Raw genomic sequence first — 15,992 nt, 5'->3', positions numbered from 1 at the left:
AGCTGCCCGACCGCCGCCTCGACTGGCGCTGCATCGCCACGACGCCGTGCTCATCGCCTCGTCTCGTAGCGCGTCAGCACCACGCCGCCGGGGAACGTCCGCGTCTCGACCAGGTTCAGGTTCACCCAGCCGTCCAACGCGGTGAAGAACGGCGTGCCGCCGCCCACCAAGACCGGATGGGTCATGATCACGTACTCGTCGATCAGCCCGGCCCGCATGGCCGCCCCGGCGAGCGTCGCGCCGCCGATGTCCATCGGGCCGCCGTCCCCGGCCCTGAGCCGGGCGATCTCGGCGACCGCATCGCCGCTGACCAGACGGGTGTTCCAGTCGACCGTGTCGATCGTCGACGAGAACACCACCTTCGGCATGTCCCGCCAGCGGCGCGCGAACTCGATCTCCGCCGGGGTGGCGCCGGGCCGCCGGTCGGCGGTCGGCCAGTCGGAGCTCATCACCTCCCACAACCTGCGCCCATACAGCGCCAGGCCCGTCGCCCCCACCCGGTCGGACCACCACTGGAAAAACTCGTCGCCCGGCGACGAGTCCGGACCCTCCCCGCCACTCCAGCCGAGGTCGTCGCCGGTCGCGGCGATGAAGCCGTCCAGGGTCACGTTCATGCCGAAGATCAGTTTCCGCATCGTGCCAGCCTCCCGTAAGTCGATCTCACACCTACAAACGGACGCGGCGCGGAAACCTAACCGGTGCGCGAACGGCCAGACCCGCGAACCCCGACACGACCCGGCCGGCCAGGACCGTCACCCGCGGCGGCCCTCCACCGGCCCCAGCAGCGGATGCACCCGCATCGCCGCCTCCAGCTCACCCGGCAACTCATCCCGGTAACGCCCCAGCGTCGACAGATCCGCATGCCCCAGCACCCGCCGCACCGCATCCATGTCCGTCGCCGCCGCCAGCAGATGCGTCGCCGTCGTATGCCGCAGCCCATGCGGCGTCACACTCCGCCGCCGCCCCGGCTCCACCCGCGCCAGAACCCGATCGATCACCGCCTGCACATCACCCCGTGCCAGCCGCCGCCCCCGCCACGACAACAGCAGCGCCTTCGGCTCCCGCCCCCGATCCAGCAGCCCCCGCCCCTCCGCCAGATACGCGTCCAGCACCTCCACCACCGGACCCGGCAGCGGCACATCCCGCGTCCGCCCGCCCTTACCGAAGATCCGCCAATACCGCGTCCCCCCGTTGACGAAGAAATCCTCCGCGTTCGCCGCCGTCAGCTCCGACACCCGCGGCCCCACCGCCGCCAGCAGCAACACGACCAGCCCGTCCCGCAACTCCGTCCGCTGATCCGCACGCCCCCGCCCCGGCGCCGCCGGCCCCGCCTCCGCCAAACCCCGCGCCGCCCCCAGCAACCCCTCCGCCTGCTCCACCGTCAACGCCCGCCGCTGCGCCCGCAACCCACCCCGCTGCCGCGGACGCACCGTCACCGCATCCATCGGATTCAGCTGCACCCACCCCGCCACCAGCGCATACTTGAAGAACGCCGACACCGACCGCCGGAACCGCGCCTGCGACGCCGCACTCTGCACCGCACCACCCCGCGCCCCGGCGCCCCCCGCGTCCACCGCACCCCGCCGACGCCCGTCAGGCTTGCGCGCGAAACCCAGCAGCACCTCATCGACGTCCTCGCCCGTCAGATCGTCCAGCACCCGATCCCCGCCCGCCAGCACCGCGAACGTCACCACATCCCGCACGTACACCTCCGCCGTCTTCGGCGTCAGCGCACCCGTCGAGGTCTTCGCACGCACCATCTCCCCATACCGGTCGACGCTCTCGGCAACGGTCAGGCGCTGAACATCAGAGGGACGCACGCGCCGGACGCTACATCCCCCCACCGACAGCGCACGCCGTAAGATCGACCCCGATGACCGACAGGGCACTCTTCGAACAGGTCGGCGAGATCATCCGAGGATCCACCCCACCCGCCCTCGGAACCCCGCACGTCCACGTACGCCACAACGGCGTCAAAGCCTGGTTCGGCGACCCCGCACCCCAGCGCGAACACTACGAAGCCCAGATCATCCCCGCCGGCATCGCCCCGGGCACCCGCACCCACGCCATCGAGATCGGATTCCACGCCGAACACCGCGACGAACCCGACAACGAAGCCGCCCTCAGCCGCCTCCTCGCCACCGAACCCGCCTGGCGCGCCGAACTCGGCGACGACCCCCTCACCGGCGTCTTCCTCGGCCGCGGCACCTGGCGCCGCGTCTCCGAGACCTGGCCCGACCCCGACCTCACCGAATCCGACATCCCCTTCGACATCGGCGTCCGCCTCGTCGACTACATCCGCGCCCTCGAACCCCACCGCCGCCACCTGGCATGACCACGGCAAGGCCACGGAACCGGGGGAGAGGGATCAGCCGCGCGGCGCGTACATGATCACGGCCACTCCGGCCAGGCAGATCAGGGCCCCGGCGATGTCCCAGCGGTCGGGGCGGAAACCGTCCACGACCACGCCCCAGGCCAGGGAGCCCGCCACGAACACACCGCCGTAGGCCGCCAGGATCCGCCCGAAGTCGGGGGAGGGCTGGAACGTGGCCGCGAACCCGTAGGCGCCGAGCGCGAGGACGCCGGCGGCGATCCACAGCGGTCCGCGCTGCTCCCGCCATCCCTGCCACACCAGCCACGCCCCGCCGATCTCGGCCATGGCCGCCAGCACGAACAACCCCACGGACCGAAGCACGCTCATTCGGCTCACCCTACGAACCCGCCGGGCGGGCCCGGGCAAGAGGGACCCATAAGAACAGGTCAATCCGCACAAAGTGCGCATACCAGACAGAATTCAGCTTCTGTCCGGTTAAGTGAACTTCTTCGCCACGGACACCGGGCACGCATCCGATCGCGACGCCCGCCGGGGATACTCGGACCGTGCCCGAGCTTCTCCATCCGCCGCGCCTCGTGCGGCCGACCACGGCGGTCCGCGAGTCGTTCCTGGCCGGGGAGTGGGCGGACCATCTGGCGAGCGGCGACCACGCCGGATGGCTGGAGAACGCCGCCGAGGACTTCGCGGCGTTCGTCGCCGAGCGCCACGGCGTCCAGCGCCGGTGGGGCGTCCCGTGCACGACCTTCTGGTACGTGGCGGACGAGCTTTACCTCGGCACGCTGCTCGTGCGGCACCGCCTGACGCCCGAGCTCGCCGAGGCCGGCGGCCACGTCGGCTACCACGTCGTCCCTGCGTGGCGGCGGCAGGGTCACGCCACGCGGATGCTGGCCGCCGGGCTGATGGAATGCCGCCGCCTCGGCCTGGAACGCGTCCTGCTGACCTGTGCCGCCGGCAACGAGCCGTCGCGCCGCGTGATCCTGGCGAACGGCGGCGTCGAGGACGGCCGCGCCCGCGGCGAAGACCGTTTCTGGATCGACCTCGGCGGCTCCGGCGGCGGGAACCGCGCCCACTGCACGTGAAGAAGGCGGATCACGGGTGATTCGCCCCGCTTCCAGTTGCGCTGATCGTTGGTCGATAATGCACATTATGTTAAGTAGAGAGTCGATCGGGGGCGCTGGGGCGGTCCGCCCGATCGCACACCGCCCCCGGCCAGCGTCATTTTTTGGCGGTGTGGGGAACGGGTGTCGCGTGCGGTGCGATCGTGTGATGATCGTGTGAGGACGATCTGATGTGGGCGGTGCGGGTGCCGTGATTCCTGAGCGTTTCGTTCGTGCGCTGGACGGTTTCGAGGCGGTGCTGGCCGCGACGCCGCCGGACCGGTGGTTGTCGCCGTCGCCGTGTGAGGGCTGGTGCGCGGTCGATGTCGCCGGGCACGTCATCGCGGGGCTGCTGGTGGTCGAGATGCGCGCCGCCGGCCGGCCGCTCCCCCGGGACGATCCGGATTGGCGCGAGGTGGCGGGTGAGGATCCGGTGGCGTCCTGGCGCGAGGTGCGGGCCCGGATGACGGCCGAGTTGGTGCCCGATGCGCTGGCGCGGCGGATCACGCTGGGTGTCGGGCTGGAGATGACGGTGCGCGAGTGGCTGGAGCAGTATCCGCTGGAGTTGCTCGTCCACACGTGGGATCTGGGGCAGGCCACCGGGCAGCCGGTGGTGTTCGACGCGGATCTGGTGGGTCCGGCGCTGGAGACGGCGCGGCGGATGGCGCCCGGCGGGCGTGAGCGGGGAATGGTCGGTTCCGAGCGTCCTGTCCCCCAGGGCGCCGATGACCAGGCGCGCCTGCTCGCGTTGTTCGGCCGCGATCCTTCCGGTGGGTGAGATCTCGGCCGCTCCCCTCCCCCGGGAATTCGGGGGTGCGGTGGGCGGGGCGGTGTGGTTATGGTGCTGGTATGGCTCGACGACATTGATCTTCACCTGAGGCGGGGCTCGCGCGCAGGCTGTACGTCTACGCGTTCCTCGAGGATTTCGTTCTTCTGTACCCGGTGTACGCGGTGCTTTTCGCCGATGCCGGGTTGTCTCCCGCTGCGATCTCGTCGCTGTTCGTGATCTGGTCGGTCACGACGTTCTCTTTTGAGCTGCCGTCCGGTTTGTGGGCGGATGTGTTCTCGCGCCGGTTGTTGCTGGTGGTCGCTCCCCTGCTGGCGGGTGTGGGTTTCGGGTTGTGGGTGGCGTTTCCTTCGTATCCGGCGTTCGCTGCGGGTTTCGTGTTGTGGGGTGTGGGGTCGGCGCTGCGTTCGGGGACGATGCAGGCGCTGGTGTACGAGGAGCTGGGGCGTGCGGGCGCGGCGGGGGCGTATGCGCGGTTGATCGGGCGGTCGGAGGCGGTGTCGCTGCTGGCGGTGGTGGCGGCTTCGGCGGTGGCGGCGCCGGTGCTGGCGGGTGGGGGTTACCGGGCGGCGGGCGTCGCGAGTGTGGCGGTGTGCGTGCTGTGTGCGGTGGCGGGGTGGTTCCTACCGGAGTCGCGGGGTGCCGGCCGTGGCGGGGACGCGGATGGGGGCGGGGCGTCGCTGGCGTCGGTGGCGGGTGAGGGGTGGGCGCAGCTGCGCGGGGAGCCGGCGGTGCGGTGGGCGCTGGTTCTGGTGATGGTGGTGGAGGGTGTGACGGCGCTGGATGAGTATGTGCCGTTGCTGGTGCGGTCGACGGGGGTGGCGGCGGCGTCGGTGCCGTTGCTGGTGATGGTGGTGACGGTGGGTGATGCGGTGGGGGGCTGGTTGGCGGGGCGTGGGGTGCGGTGGCTGGCGCCGGTGCTGGCGGTGGGTGCGGTGTGCCTGGCGGCGGGGTCGTTGGGCGGGCGGCCGGGCGGGTTGGTGTTGGTGGCGGTGGCGTTCGGGGTGTTCCGGTGGGCGATGGCGGCGGCGGACGCGCGGTTGCAGGAGCGGATCGGTGATGGGGCGCGGGCGACGGTGACGTCGGTGGCGGGGCTCGGTTCGGAGACGGTGGCGGTGCTGATGTTCGCGAGTTGGGCGTTGGGGTCGCGGTGGGGTGATGCGGGGGTGCTGATGGGGTTGGCGTCGGTGCCGTATGTGGTGGTGGCTGTCGTACTGGGGTTGGCGGGGCGGCGTGGTGGTGTACATCGGGAGATGTAGGGGCGGGGTTGGGGCTGCGCGAAAGGTGCAGGGCGGTTGAACACTCGCGCCTGATTCGCGGGTGTGGTGTGTGCGCTGAGGATCGTGGAGTCGGTTCGGAGCGATTCTTGGGGCGTGCTCATGGGTGTGGACCCGTTGATGTTGGCGCGGGTGCAGTTCGCGTTGACGGCCGGTACCCATTTTCTGTTCGTGGCGTTGACGTTGGGGCTGGCGACGCTGGTGGCATTGACGCAGACGCGGGCGGCGGTGTCGGGCAGTGCGGTGCATGAGCGGATGGTGCGGTTCTGGGGGCAGCTGTATGTCGTGAACTATGCGGTGGGGATCGTCACGGGGTTGGTGATGGAGTTCCAGTTCGGGTTGAACTGGGCGGGGATGTCGCGGGTGACGGGTGGTGTGTTCGGGGCGCCGCTTGCTTTGGAGACGATCGTGGCGTTCTTCGTGGAGTCGACGTTCCTGGGGTTGTGGATCTTCGGGTGGGATCGGCTGAACCGGTGGGTGCATCTGGCGCTGATCTGGGTGGTGACGCTGACGGCGTATCTGTCGGCGTATTTCGTGCTGGTGGCGAATGGGTGGCTGCAGCGTCCGGTGGGGTTCGAGATGGTGGACGGTGCGGCGCGGCTGACGGATGTGGGGGCGTTGCTGACCAATCCGACGGCGGTGCTGGCGTTCTTCCATGTGCTGTTCGGCGGGTTGCTGACGGCGGGGTTCTTCATGGCCGGGGTGAGCGGTTATCACTTGTTCCGGCGGACGGCGGAGGTGGAGTTCTTCCGGCGGTCGATGCGGATCGGGTTGCTGACGGTGATCTTGTCGGTGATGCCGGTGGTGATGTTCGGTGGGGCGCAGTTCGCGTATGTGCAGCCGACGAAGATCGGTGGGGATGACGCGCCGGCGGCGGTGGCGGATTTTTCGGCGCGGTTCGGGCCGGACGAGTACATGGCGCCGGGGCTGGCGGCGGTCGGTGAGGGCCTGATGACGGGCATGTGGTCGTTGATGGTCTTGGTGGCGCTGGTGGCGCTGGTGAAGTTTCCGTTCCGGGGGTGGCTGGTGCGGGGGCGGGTGTTCCACGTGGTGATGGTCGTGGCGGTGCCGCTGCCGTATGTGGCGATGGTGTCGGGGTGGGTGTTCCGTGAGGTGGGGCGGCAGCCGTGGATGGTGTACGGGGTGCTGAAGACGCGGGACGCGCTGTCGCCGGGTGTGGGGCCGGGGACGATGACGGTGTCGTTCGTGGCGTTCACGGTGCTGTTCGCTTTGCTGTTCGTGGTGAACGCGTGGCTGCTGGTGCGGTTCGCGCGGCGGGGGCCGGAGGGGTCGGGTCTTGGTGCCTCTCCCCCGGTGGAGCCGGCCGCGCCGGTGATGAGCCCGACGTTCTGACTGGAGTTCGGTGATGGAAGCTCTTGCGGTGGTGTTGCTGGCGGTGTTCTCCGGCGGGTACCTGGTGCTGGCCGGTGCGGATATCGGGGTGGGGATGCTGCTTCCGTGGCTGGGGCGGGATGAGCGGGAGCGGCGGTTGGTGATCGCGTCGTTCGCGCCGTTCTTCCTGGGCAACGAGGTGTGGCTGGTGGCGTCGGCGGGGCTGGTCGCGGGTGCGTTCCCGGGGTTGGAGCACGATCTGCTGGAGGAGCTGTATCCGCTGGTGGCGGTGCTGCTGATCGGGTGGGTCGTGCGGGACATGGGGTTGTGGCTGCGGGGCCGGGTGGATGCGGTGGCGTGGCGCGGCGGGTGTGATGCGGCGATCGTGGTGGGGAGCTGGGCGCTGGCGCTGGCGTGGGGTGCGGTGCTGGGTTCGGTGCTGGGGGGCGGCGGGTTGAACGCCGGGAGTGTGCTGGGTCTGCCGCTGGCGGTGGTGTTCGCGTGGCATGGTGCGGGGTTCGCGCGGTGGCGTTTGCCGGTGGGTGTTCTGGCGGCGCGTGCGGGGCGGGTGCCGTCGCGGTATGCGGTGTCGGCGGTGGTGATGGTGGCGGCGCCGGTGGTGGCGGGTGTGCGGTTGCCGTGGTCGGAGGCGGTGGCCGGGGGTGCGGGGTTGACGATGACGGCGGTGACGACGGTGGTGGTGCTGCCGTTGCTGCTGGGGTCGCAGGCGCTGGTGTGGTGGACGTTCCGTGGGCGGGTCGAGTCGCCCTCGTACCTGTAGCCGGGTGGCCCGGGGTCTGGGGGCTGGGGTGAAGGGTGTCGAGCGTCGTCTGCTGGGGTGTGTGCCCCGCCGGGTGACGGTGGTGCTGGGGGTGCTGGCGGCGGGACAGGGTGTTCTGCTGGTGGTGCAGGCCGAGCTGCTGGTGCGGGCGGTGGCGGGGTTGGACGCGGGTCCGCTGCCGTGGCTGGTGGGTGCGGTGGCGGGGCGTGCGGTGCTGGCGTGGGCGGTGTCGCTGGTGGCGGGCCGGGCGGCGGCGCGGGTGAAGCGGAATCTGCGGGGGGCGCTGCTGGACGCGCCGGCGGGTGATGCGGGGTCGCGGGTGACGTTGCTGACGCGGGGGCTGGACGGGGTCGATCCGTTCTTCACCGGTTATGTGCCGCAGCTGCTGGCGGCGTGTGTGATTCCGGTGGTGGTGCTGGTGCGGCTGGTGGCGGCGGATTGGGCGTCGGCGCTGGTGGTGTTGGTGACGGTGCCGCTGGTTCCGGTGTTCGGGGCGCTGGTGGGGATGCGTACGGCGGCGTTGACGGGGCGGCAGTGGGGGCTGCTGCACCGGCTGGGCGGGCATTTCCGGGATGTGCTGGCGGGGCTGTCGACGTTGCGGGCGTTCGGGCGGACGGGGCATCAGTCGGTGGTGGTGCGGGAGCTGGCGGAGGGGCATCGGCGGGCGAGTGTGCGGGCTTTGCGGGTGGCGTTCTTGTCGTCGCTGGTGCTGGAGCTGGTGTGCGCGTTGTCGGTGGCGTTGGTGGCGGTGCCGGTGGGGTTGCGGCTGCTGGCGGGTGAGATGGCGTTGTCGGCGGGGTTGCTGGTGCTGGTGCTGACGCCGGAGGTGTATTCGCCGTTGCGGGCGCTGGGTCAGCGGTTCCATGCGTGTGCGGAGGGTGTGGCGGCGGCCGGGGAGGTGTTCGCGGTGCTGGACGCGCCGGTGGTGCGGCCGGCGGGGCGGGTGGTCGTCGCGGGGGGTGCGCCGGAGATCGTGCTGCGGGATGTGACGGTGCGGTATCGGGGGGCGCGGGAGCCGGCGCTGGCGGGTGTGTCGTTGCGGGTGGCGGCGGGTGAGCGGGTGGCGGTCGCGGGTCCGTCGGGTGCGGGCAAGTCGACGCTGCTGCTGGTGCTGGCGGGGCTTGTGGTGCCGGATTCGGGGCGGGTGCTGGTCGACGGCGTGGATCTTGCGGAGCTGGACGTGGAGGGGTGGCGGTCGCGGGTGGGGTGGGTGCCGCAGCGTCCGCATCTGTTCGCGGCGTCGGTGGCCGACAACATCCGGCTGGGTGATCCGGGTGCGGGTGATGAGCGGGTGGTGGAGGCGGCGCGGGCGGCGTCGGCGGAGTTCGTGGAGGATCTGCCGGAGGGGTTCGCGACGGTGCTGGGTGAGGGGGGTGCGGGGTTGTCGGCGGGGCAGCGGCAGCGGCTGGCGATCGCGCGGGCGTATCTGTCGGGTGGTCCGGTGATGTTGCTGGACGAGCCGACGGCGCGGCTGGATCTGCACAGTGAGCGGGTGCTGGTGGACGCGGCGGGGCGGCTGCTGGAGGGGCGGACGGCGGTGCTGGTGGCGCATCGTCCGGCGCTGCTGGGGGTGGCGGACCGGGTGGTGCGGTTGGAGGGGGGCCGGGTCGCGGGCGGTGTGTGCGGGGAGGCGGCGTGAGCGGCGTGCGGGGTGTGTGGGGTGCGGTGCGTCCGCATGGGGTGCGGCTGGTGGGTGCGGGGCTAGCGGGGGCCGCGGCGGAGTTGTGCGGGCTGGGGTTGATCGCGGCGGCGGCGTGGCTGGTGGCGCGGGCGGCGCAGCGGCCGGAGCTGGCGGCGTTGTCGCTGGCGATCGTGGCGGTGCGGGGGTTCGCGCTGGCGAAGGGGTCGCTGCGGTATGTGGAGCGGTTGGCGGGTCATGACGCGGTGTTGCGGGCGCTGGCGGAGCTGCGGGGCCGGGTGTTCGACGCTCTGGCGGCGGGCCCGGGGCGGGTACGTCCCGGGCCCGGCGGGGCGGCGGGGCGCGGGGTGCGGGACGGTGATGCGCTGACGCGGATGGTGTCGGATGTCGACGCCGTCCAGGATCTTCTGCTGCGGTGCGTCCTGCCGGCGGTGGCGGCGGTGGCGTGCGGTGCGGCGGGTGTGGTGGTGTGCGGGGTGGTTCTGCCGTCGTCGGCGGTGGTGCTGGCCGGGGGTCTGCTGGTGGCGGGGGTGGTGCTGCCGGTGGCGGCGTCGGTCGCGGGCGGGCGTGCGGCGGCGCGGGTGGCGGCCGGGCGTGAGGTGCTGGCGGTGCGGGCGCTGGACGTGCTGGAGGGTGCGGCGGAGCTGGCGATGTTCGGTGCGTCCGGCCGGTTCGCTGCGCGGGCGGGGGACGCGGCGGGGCGGCTGGAGTCGGCGGAGCGGTCCGGTGCGCGGGTGTCGGCGATGGTGGCGGCGGCGGGTTTCACGGTGCAGGGCGCGACGGTCGCGGCGGTGGTGTGGGTGGGGTTGCGCGGGGGGCTCGACGAGGTCGGTGTGGCGGTGTCGGCGTTGACGGCGCTGGTCGCGGTGGAGTCGGTGCTGCCGCTGGCGTCGGCGGCGCAGCGGTTGCGGGAGGTGGTGCCGGCGGTGCGGCGGGTCGGGGTGCTGCTGGCCGCTCCCCCGGCGGCGGTGCCGCGGAGTCCGGTGCGGATGCCGCGTGGGCCGCTGGGTGTGGAGCTGCTGGGCGTCCGCGTCGCCTACGGCGGTGGGGCCGCGGCGTTGGACGGGGTGGATCTGCGGGTGGAGCGGGGCCGCCGGGTCGCGGTCGTGGGGGCGAGCGGCGCGGGCAAGAGCACGCTGCTGGCGGCGGTGTCGGGTGAGGTGCCGGTGGCGTCGGGCGCGGTGGTGCTGGGCGGGCATGCTCTGGGCCGTTACGCGCCCGGTGATGTGCGGGCGGCGGTGCGGGGGCTGGCGCAGGACGCGCATGTGTTCGCGGCGACGGTCCGGGCGAACCTGCTGCTGGCGCGGCCGGACGCGAGCGTGGCGCAGTTGGAGGCCGCGGCGGCGCGGGCGCGGTTCGCCGAGGTGGTGGAGGCGCTGCCGGACGGGTGGGACACGGTGGTCGGGGCGGGTGGGCGGGGCCTGTCGGGGGGGCAGCGGCAGCGGCTGCTGCTGGCGCGGGCGCTGCTGGCCGATCCGCCGGTGCTGGTGCTGGACGAGCCGGCCGAGGCGCTGGATCCGGCGATGGCGGACGCGTTGACGCGGGATCTGCTGGAGTGGCCGGGCGGGGGGACGCTGCTGCTGGTGACGCACCGGCTCGCGGCGCTGGACGCGGCCGACGAGGTGGTGGTGCTGGACCGGGGGCGGGTGGTGCAGCGCGGTCGGCACGGTGATCTGGTCGCGGCGGCGGGGGCGTACCGGGATCTGTGGGAGGCGGAGCTGCTGGCCGCGTGACCGGCCGGGTGCGCCCAGGGGCGGGCGGGGTCAGGTGAGGTCGCGCAGGGCCCGTCCGATGGTGGTGATGCCTTCGGTGATGCCGGTGGCGGGGACGGCGGCGTAGCCGAGGACGAGGCCGGGCCGGGTGGGCCGCTGGGCGTGCCAGGACAGCGGCTGGGTCTTGACGCCGTGGTGCAGGGCGGCCGCGGCGAGGTCGGCGTCGTGGAAGGCGGCGTCGAAGGTGACGGTGAGGTGCAGGCCTGCGGCGGTGCCGTGGACGGCGGCGCCGGGCAGGTGCGCGGCGATCGCGTCGATCATGGTGTCCCGGCGGCTGCGGTGGCGGCGGCGCAGCAGCCGCAGGCCGCGTTCCATCTCGCCCGAGTCCATCAGTTCGGCGAGGACGAGTTGGGGCAGGGCGGCGCTGCCGAGGTCGGCGAAGCGTTTCTCCTCGACGGCGGCGTCCAGGTGGGCGGGCGGCGGCAGGAGCCAGCCGGTCCTCAGTGCGGGGGCCAGCAGCTTGGACACGCTGCCGGTGTAGAAGGTGCGGTCGGTGAGCAGTGAGCGCAGCGCGGGGGTCGGGGGGCGGTCGTAGCGGTGTTCGGCGTCGTAGTCGTCCTCGATGACCAGGCCGCCGTCGGCGGCCCAGCGCATCAGCTCGCGGCGGCGGTGCCCGGTGAGGACGGCGCCGGTCGGGAACTGGTGGGCGGGGGTGAGCAGGGCTGCGGGTGCGCCGGTGTCGCGGAGGCGGTCGACGCGGACGCCGCCGGCGTCGACGGGGACGGGCGGGGTGGCCATCCCCCAGTGCCGCAGGTGCTGGCGGACGCCGAGGGAGCCGGGGTCCTCGACGGCGACGGCGGTGATGCCGTCGCGGGCCAGGACGCGGGCGATGAGGCCGAGGGCCTGCGCGGTGCCGGCGACGATGATGATCTCGGCGGGGTCGGCGCGGACGCCGCGGTTGCGGGCGAGCCAGGCGGCGGCCGCGGCGCGCAGCGGGAGGGCTCCGCGCGGGTCGCCGTATCCGAGGGCGGGGGCGGGAAGGTCGCGCAGGACGGCGCGTTGTGCGCGTTGCCAGGCGGCGCGGGGGAACGCCGACAGGTCGGGGAGGCCGGGTGACAGGTCGACGCGTGCGGGGGCGGCGCGCAGGACGTCGAACACGTCGGCGGCCGGTTCGCCGGGGAACGCGAGGCCGGGCCGGGCGTCCTGCCGGGTGCCGGGCCGGGCGGCGGGCCGGGTGGGCGGGGCGGTGAGCGGGGCGGCGACGACGACGGTGCCGGCGCGGCCGCGGCCGGCGAGGTGGCCGTCGTCGATCAGGCGGTGGTAGGCCTCGGTGACCACGCCGCGGGACACGCGCAGCTCGGCCGCCAGGACGCGGGTGGCGGGCAGCCGGGACCCGACGGGCAGGTGGCCGTCGCCGATCGCCTCGCGCAGCCGCCGGGCGAGCCAGTCCGACAGGCCGCCCGGCGGCGCGTCGGCCGGGTCCAGCTGGAGGAAGTCCGACCCCCGCGGTTGCGGGCCCGGCTGTTCCGCGCCCCGTGTTATGGACCGGTCGGGTTCGTTGGCTTTGGATCTGTTCATCAGGCCATTGTGCGGCCACGGTGGTGCCATGGAGACAACGACGACGACCGGTCCCGCTGATCACGCGCCGGGTGATTACGTGCACGGCTACTCAGGTCGTGAGGCGCGGCGGCTGGGCGACCAGGCCGACACGCTCGCCGGGCTGCTGCACGACGGCACGTCCTACCCGGCCGGGAGCCGGGTGCTGGAGGCCGGCTGCGGGGTCGGCGCGCAGACGGTGCATCTGGTGTCGCGCTCCCCCGGCGCGCTGCTGACCGCCGTCGATGTGTCCCGCGGTTCCCTGGAGCAGGCCCGCGCCCGCGTCGTCGCGTCCGTCCCGGGCGCACGTGTCGCGTGGGCGCACGCCGACCTGCACGACCTGCCGTTCGGCGACGGCGAGTTCGATCACCTGTTCGTGTGCTTCGTCCTGGAGCACCTGCCCGACCCGCGCGGCGCGCTGGCGGCGCTGCGGCGGGTGCTGCGGCCCGGCGGGACGCTCACCGTGATCGAGGGCGACCACGGGTCGGCGTTCTTTCATCCCGACTGCGCCCATGCCCGCGCCGTGATCGGCCACCTGGTCGCGCTGCAGGCCGCCGCGGGCGGTGACGCGCTCATCGGGCGGCGGCTGCGGCCGCTGCTGGCCGGCGCCGGATATGGCGGCGTCACCGTCTCCCCCAGGACCGTGTACGCCGATCCGGGGCGCCCCGCGCTGGCGCGGGGGTTCACCCTGGACACTTTCACCGCGATGGTCGAGGCGGTCGGGGACGAGGCCGTCGCGGCCGGGCTGTCCACGCGGGCCGGCTGGGACCGCGGCGTCGCCGGGCTGCGCCGCGCCGCCGGCCCGGACGGGACGTTCTGCTACACGTTCTTCAAGGCCGTCGCCGTCAACCCGCCCGTGTGAGCCGGCCGGCGGTCAGTCTTGCGGCAGGAGCGGGCCGAGGGGGCCGAGGTCGAGGTTGAGGTCGTGGTCGTCGAGGTCGAAGTGGTCCTTGAGGCGGGTCATCGCCTCGTCCAGCCGCATCAGCGCCAGCCCGAGCGCCTCGATCTGGTCGTCGGACAGGTCGCCGCCCTCGGCGCGGCGCAGCGCCTGGCGCTCCATCAGCTGGCGGATCAGCTCGACCAGGGTGAGGACGAGTTTGACCAGGTCGCGTTCCACGGTCTCGGGGTCGGACCGCAGCCGCTGCATCGTCCGGGACGAGCGTTCCCGCGGCCCCATCTCGCGGTCGGGGCCGCGGGCGGGCGCGGCGCGGACGGGGGCGTGGGCTGATGAGCCGCCGGTGCGGCCCGCCAGGATGTCGTCGGTGAAGGGGTCCCCGGCGGCGGGGTCGCGCACCGACACCTCCCCTGTCACCGGCTCGCGCTCGCGGCCGGTGGGCTCGCGGCCGGTGGGGGCGTGGTCCGGTCGGGTCACGGCAGGTCCTCCTCGGGCAGCAGTTCGTCGCGGACGCTGGTGATCAGCGCCCGCAGCGACACCTGCACCAGGTCGATGCCCGCGATGGAGATCACCAGGTCACCGGTGATGACGACGCCGCCGGCCAGCAGCCGGTCGAGCAGGTCGACCAGCGCGATCCGCTCCATCGGCGCGTCGCCGGCGTGGTCCAGGACGGCCGTCACCGGGTCGCGTCCCCCGGCTCGGGCGCGGGCGTGGTGTCGGCGGTGTCGATGAAGGAGTAGGGCGGCCACGGCCCCGTCACCTCCACCTCGATGCCCGCCATCCGCTCGGCGGCCGCGCGGGTCACCGCCAGGAACCCCTCGACCTGCTCCTCGTCCAGCAGGTAGGCGACATTGAGGATCTGGGTTCCGCGGCGGCCCGACAGGCCCGGGTCCTGCGGCGGGTGGTGCCGGAACGCCACGGCGTGGTCGGCGAGTTCGGCGTGCACGCCGTCGGCCTGCTCGCCGGTCCGGCGTGCCGCGTCGGCGCGGCGGCGGCGCTCGTCCTGGCGGCGGCGCAGGTACGCGGTTCCCACGCCGCCGGAAGAGCCGGCGGAGGGGGCGTCGGGCCGGGGGCCGGTGAGGGGCTCGGCGCTGGGCGCGAGCCCCCCACCGGGGTCTGCGGGGGCGGGGCCGCCCGCGGGTGCGTCGCCGCGCAGCGTCCCGGGGTCGGCGTAGGCCTTCACGCCCCATTCCGAGCGGCCGGCGATGCGGTCGAGGGCGGCGTCGAACCGCTCGCCCTGTGCGGTGAGGACCTCAGCGACGCGGGTGTCGTCGCGGTAGAGGGTGGCGATGCGGACGGGGGCGGTCGGCGCGGCGTGCGCTGCGCGGTCGACGACGTCGTGGTGGGCGCGGGCGGTGGCCTCCAGCCACGCCAGGTCCTCCAGGTTGGCGCGCAGTGCCGCTTCGCCGTACTCCTCCAGCCGCACGGTGCTGACCAGTGCGGTCAGCCCGCCGGCGACCACGCCGCGGACCGGTGCGCCCGCCACTCCGGCGGCGTCGCCGAGCGCGGCGGGGTTCAGGTCCCGCGCGACCCCGTACAGGTAGACGGCGGTGTCGCCGGTGAACGGTGTGCCGGTCATGGTCTGGGCTCCTTCCCCCGCCCGGGCCGTGCCGCCGGCGCGGCGGCGGCCCTGTCGTCCGCGCCGTCGCCGGCCTCCAGGGCGGCCAGCCGCTCGCGCAGCCGCCGGTTCTCCTCCTGCAGGGCGCGGTCTCCGCCGCCGTCCTCCACCCGCCGGTCGGCCTGCCGGGCCTTGGACGACAGCGACGGGTCGTGCTCCCACCAGTCGATGCCCATCTCCTTGGCCCGGTCCACCGATGCCACCAGCAGCCGCAGCTTGATCGTCAGCAGCTCGATGTCGAGCAGGTTGACCCGGATGTCCCCGACGATCACGATGCCCTTGTCGAGGATGCGTTCCAGCAGGTCGGCCAGGTTGGCCGACGTCTTCTCCCCGGCCATCGACCGTGTGGGAGACCGCGTTCCGCTCCAGGAGGTCTCACTCAATGCTCTAGTCCCTCTCGACTCGTCCGCGCGGATAGCGGCGGGCGCGGCGGTAGCCGACCAGCTCCCCGTCCGCGTCCACCTCGGTCTCGTAGATCGCGAGGATGTCGGCGGAGTCGGGGATGCGGCGGGTCTCCACCACCTCCACCTGCACGCGCCAGGCGTCCTCGCCGGCGCGCTCCACCCCCACCACGCATTCGGCGCTGCGGCCGGTCATCGCGGTGACGTGTTCGGCCGCCCGCTTGGCGGCCTCGGACGCGGACATCATCACGTGCCCCCTAGCCGCCGGCCTGCTCGCGGCGGGCCTGCTCGCGGGCACGGCCCTCGTTCAGGCGGCGGATCAGGTCCTCCTCGCGCTCGGCGGCCTCGTCCTCGGTGATCTCGCCGGCGGCGGCCTCATCGGCGACCTGCTGCATCTCCGCGGCGATCCGCCCCGGGTCGTACAGCTGCGCCTCGGCCTGCTCGGTGAGCGTCTCGGCCAGCCACATGACGCCGCGCACGGGCGCCAGCGGCAGCGTCACCAGCCCGGTGAACAGCCCCATC

19 protein-coding genes are annotated in these 15,992 nt (G+C 73.5%); 9 read left to right on the top strand and 10 right to left on the bottom strand.

Features of this window, described 5'->3' with window-relative positions:
* Positions 1-50: 50 nt before the first annotated feature.
* Both ACGFK0_RS13730 and ACGFK0_RS13725 read right to left on the bottom strand, forming a co-directional pair.
* Entirely contained in the window at positions 51-635 is a 585-nt protein-coding gene (locus ACGFK0_RS13730; protein WP_392904253.1) for a dihydrofolate reductase family protein, read from the bottom strand.
* Positions 636-752: 117 nt separating this feature from the next.
* The gene (locus ACGFK0_RS13725; protein ID WP_392904251.1) at positions 753-1,820 is read right to left on the bottom strand and encodes a tyrosine-type recombinase/integrase; all 1,068 of its coding nucleotides are present in this window, start codon (positions 1,818-1,820) and stop codon (positions 753-755) included.
* A gap of 53 nt (positions 1,821-1,873) precedes the next feature.
* Here ACGFK0_RS13725 and ACGFK0_RS13720 point away from each other — a divergent pair, with 53 nt between their 5' ends.
* On the top strand, positions 1,874-2,335 hold the full coding sequence (locus tag ACGFK0_RS13720; RefSeq protein ID WP_392904248.1) for a hypothetical protein: 462 nt from the start codon (positions 1,874-1,876) through the stop codon (positions 2,333-2,335).
* A 33-nt stretch (positions 2,336-2,368) separates the two neighbouring features.
* Here the strand turns inward: ACGFK0_RS13720 and ACGFK0_RS13715 are convergent, their stop codons facing one another.
* Positions 2,369-2,701: a YnfA family protein gene (locus tag ACGFK0_RS13715; protein ID WP_392904246.1), complete on the bottom strand. Its 333-nt coding sequence runs from the start codon at positions 2,699-2,701 to the stop codon at positions 2,369-2,371.
* A gap of 179 nt (positions 2,702-2,880) precedes the next feature.
* On the opposite strand from ACGFK0_RS13715, the gene ACGFK0_RS13710 reads away from it, so the two are divergent.
* The 7 genes from ACGFK0_RS13710 (at position 2,881) to cydC (ending at position 10,981) form a co-directional block, all read left to right on the top strand.
* Positions 2,881-3,414, top strand: a complete 534-nt coding sequence (locus ACGFK0_RS13710) for a GNAT family N-acetyltransferase (protein WP_392904244.1) — start codon at positions 2,881-2,883, stop codon at positions 3,412-3,414.
* A 229-nt stretch (positions 3,415-3,643) separates the two neighbouring features.
* On the top strand, positions 3,644-4,210 hold the full coding sequence (locus tag ACGFK0_RS13705) for a TIGR03086 family metal-binding protein (RefSeq protein ID WP_392904241.1): 567 nt from the start codon (positions 3,644-3,646) through the stop codon (positions 4,208-4,210).
* A gap of 119 nt (positions 4,211-4,329) precedes the next feature.
* Positions 4,330-5,478 carry an MFS transporter gene (locus ACGFK0_RS13700; RefSeq protein ID WP_392905111.1) on the top strand — a complete coding sequence of 383 codons (1,149 nt, stop codon included), beginning with the start codon at positions 4,330-4,332 and terminating at the stop codon, positions 5,476-5,478.
* A gap of 120 nt (positions 5,479-5,598) precedes the next feature.
* The gene (locus tag ACGFK0_RS13695) at positions 5,599-6,849 is read left to right on the top strand and encodes a cytochrome ubiquinol oxidase subunit I (protein WP_392905109.1); all 1,251 of its coding nucleotides are present in this window, start codon (positions 5,599-5,601) and stop codon (positions 6,847-6,849) included.
* 13 nt (positions 6,850-6,862) lie between these two features.
* Positions 6,863-7,609 carry a cytochrome d ubiquinol oxidase subunit II gene (locus tag ACGFK0_RS13690; protein WP_392904239.1) on the top strand — a complete coding sequence of 249 codons (747 nt, stop codon included), beginning with the start codon at positions 6,863-6,865 and terminating at the stop codon, positions 7,607-7,609.
* Positions 7,610-7,670: 61 nt separating this feature from the next.
* Entirely contained in the window at positions 7,671-9,248 is a 1,578-nt protein-coding gene (gene cydD, locus ACGFK0_RS13685) for a thiol reductant ABC exporter subunit CydD (protein ID WP_392904237.1), read from the top strand.
* Positions 9,245-10,981, top strand: a complete 1,737-nt coding sequence (gene cydC, locus ACGFK0_RS13680; RefSeq protein WP_392904234.1) for a thiol reductant ABC exporter subunit CydC — start codon at positions 9,245-9,247, stop codon at positions 10,979-10,981. The genes cydD and cydC overlap by 4 nt, the downstream gene beginning before the upstream one ends.
* A 30-nt stretch (positions 10,982-11,011) precedes the next feature.
* On the opposite strand, the gene ACGFK0_RS13675 is transcribed toward cydC, so the two are convergent.
* Complete coding sequence (locus tag ACGFK0_RS13675) at positions 11,012-12,538, bottom strand: PLP-dependent aminotransferase family protein (RefSeq protein WP_392904232.1); 1,527 nt, start codon at positions 12,536-12,538, stop codon at positions 11,012-11,014.
* A gap of 28 nt (positions 12,539-12,566) precedes the next feature.
* On the opposite strand from ACGFK0_RS13675, the gene ACGFK0_RS13670 reads away from it, so the two are divergent.
* A complete protein-coding gene (locus tag ACGFK0_RS13670) occupies positions 12,567-13,418 on the top strand; it encodes a methyltransferase domain-containing protein (RefSeq protein ID WP_392904230.1) in 852 nt (283 codons plus the stop codon).
* A 12-nt stretch (positions 13,419-13,430) separates the two neighbouring features.
* Here the strand turns inward: ACGFK0_RS13670 and ACGFK0_RS13665 are convergent, their stop codons facing one another.
* From ACGFK0_RS13665 to ACGFK0_RS13640, 6 genes are read right to left on the bottom strand one after another with little or no spacing between them, the layout of a single operon-like run.
* A complete protein-coding gene (locus ACGFK0_RS13665) occupies positions 13,431-13,928 on the bottom strand; it encodes a gas vesicle protein K (RefSeq protein ID WP_392904228.1) in 498 nt (165 codons plus the stop codon).
* Positions 13,925-14,131, bottom strand: coding sequence for a gas vesicle protein (locus tag ACGFK0_RS13660; RefSeq protein WP_392904227.1), 207 nt, complete (start codon positions 14,129-14,131; stop codon positions 13,925-13,927). Before ACGFK0_RS13660 ends, ACGFK0_RS13665 begins: the two co-directional genes overlap by 4 nt.
* Positions 14,128-15,030, bottom strand: coding sequence for a GvpL/GvpF family gas vesicle protein (locus tag ACGFK0_RS13655; RefSeq protein WP_392904225.1), 903 nt, complete (start codon positions 15,028-15,030; stop codon positions 14,128-14,130). The genes ACGFK0_RS13660 and ACGFK0_RS13655 overlap by 4 nt, the downstream gene beginning before the upstream one ends.
* Positions 15,027-15,407, bottom strand: a complete 381-nt coding sequence (locus tag ACGFK0_RS13650; protein ID WP_392904223.1) for a gas vesicle protein — start codon at positions 15,405-15,407, stop codon at positions 15,027-15,029. Before ACGFK0_RS13650 ends, ACGFK0_RS13655 begins: the two co-directional genes overlap by 4 nt.
* Before the next feature lie 49 nt (positions 15,408-15,456).
* Positions 15,457-15,717, bottom strand: a complete 261-nt coding sequence (gvpO, locus tag ACGFK0_RS13645; protein WP_392904220.1) for a gas vesicle protein GvpO — start codon at positions 15,715-15,717, stop codon at positions 15,457-15,459.
* A gap of 10 nt (positions 15,718-15,727) precedes the next feature.
* Positions 15,728-15,991, bottom strand: a complete 264-nt coding sequence (locus tag ACGFK0_RS13640) for a gas vesicle protein GvpG (protein ID WP_392904217.1) — start codon at positions 15,989-15,991, stop codon at positions 15,728-15,730.
* Position 15,992: the final 1 nt, after the last annotated feature.

The organism is Spirillospora sp. NPDC048823 (assembly GCF_043198445.1).
Lineage (GTDB): Bacteria > Actinomycetota > Actinomycetes > Streptosporangiales > Streptosporangiaceae > Spirillospora.
The sequence above is the reverse complement of the archived record's forward strand: the minus strand, read 5'-3'. Positions and strand labels throughout refer to the sequence as shown.

Excerpts from the sequence above, each read along its gene's own strand:
- gvpO (WP_392904220.1), bottom strand. The coding sequence starts at position 15,717 with ATGATGTCCGCGTCCGAGGCCGCCAAGCGGGCGGCCGAACACGTCACC.
- ACGFK0_RS13640 (WP_392904217.1), bottom strand. The coding sequence starts at position 15,991 with ATGGGGCTGTTCACCGGGCTGGTGACGCTGCCGCTGGCGCCCGTGCGC.
- ACGFK0_RS13730 (WP_392904253.1), bottom strand. The coding sequence starts at position 635 with ATGCGGAAACTGATCTTCGGCATGAACGTGACCCTGGACGGCTTCATC.
- ACGFK0_RS13690 (WP_392904239.1), top strand. The coding sequence starts at position 6,863 with ATGGAAGCTCTTGCGGTGGTGTTGCTGGCGGTGTTCTCCGGCGGGTAC.
- ACGFK0_RS13720 (WP_392904248.1), top strand. The coding sequence starts at position 1,874 with ATGACCGACAGGGCACTCTTCGAACAGGTCGGCGAGATCATCCGAGGA.
- ACGFK0_RS13715 (WP_392904246.1), bottom strand. The coding sequence starts at position 2,701 with ATGAGCGTGCTTCGGTCCGTGGGGTTGTTCGTGCTGGCGGCCATGGCC.
- ACGFK0_RS13670 (WP_392904230.1), top strand. The coding sequence starts at position 12,567 with ATGGAGACAACGACGACGACCGGTCCCGCTGATCACGCGCCGGGTGAT.
- ACGFK0_RS13675 (WP_392904232.1), bottom strand. The coding sequence starts at position 12,538 with ATGAACAGATCCAAAGCCAACGAACCCGACCGGTCCATAACACGGGGC.
- ACGFK0_RS13655 (WP_392904225.1), bottom strand. The coding sequence starts at position 15,030 with ATGACCGGCACACCGTTCACCGGCGACACCGCCGTCTACCTGTACGGG.
- ACGFK0_RS13695 (WP_392905109.1), top strand. The coding sequence starts at position 5,599 with ATGGGTGTGGACCCGTTGATGTTGGCGCGGGTGCAGTTCGCGTTGACG.
- ACGFK0_RS13650 (WP_392904223.1), bottom strand. The coding sequence starts at position 15,407 with ATGGCCGGGGAGAAGACGTCGGCCAACCTGGCCGACCTGCTGGAACGC.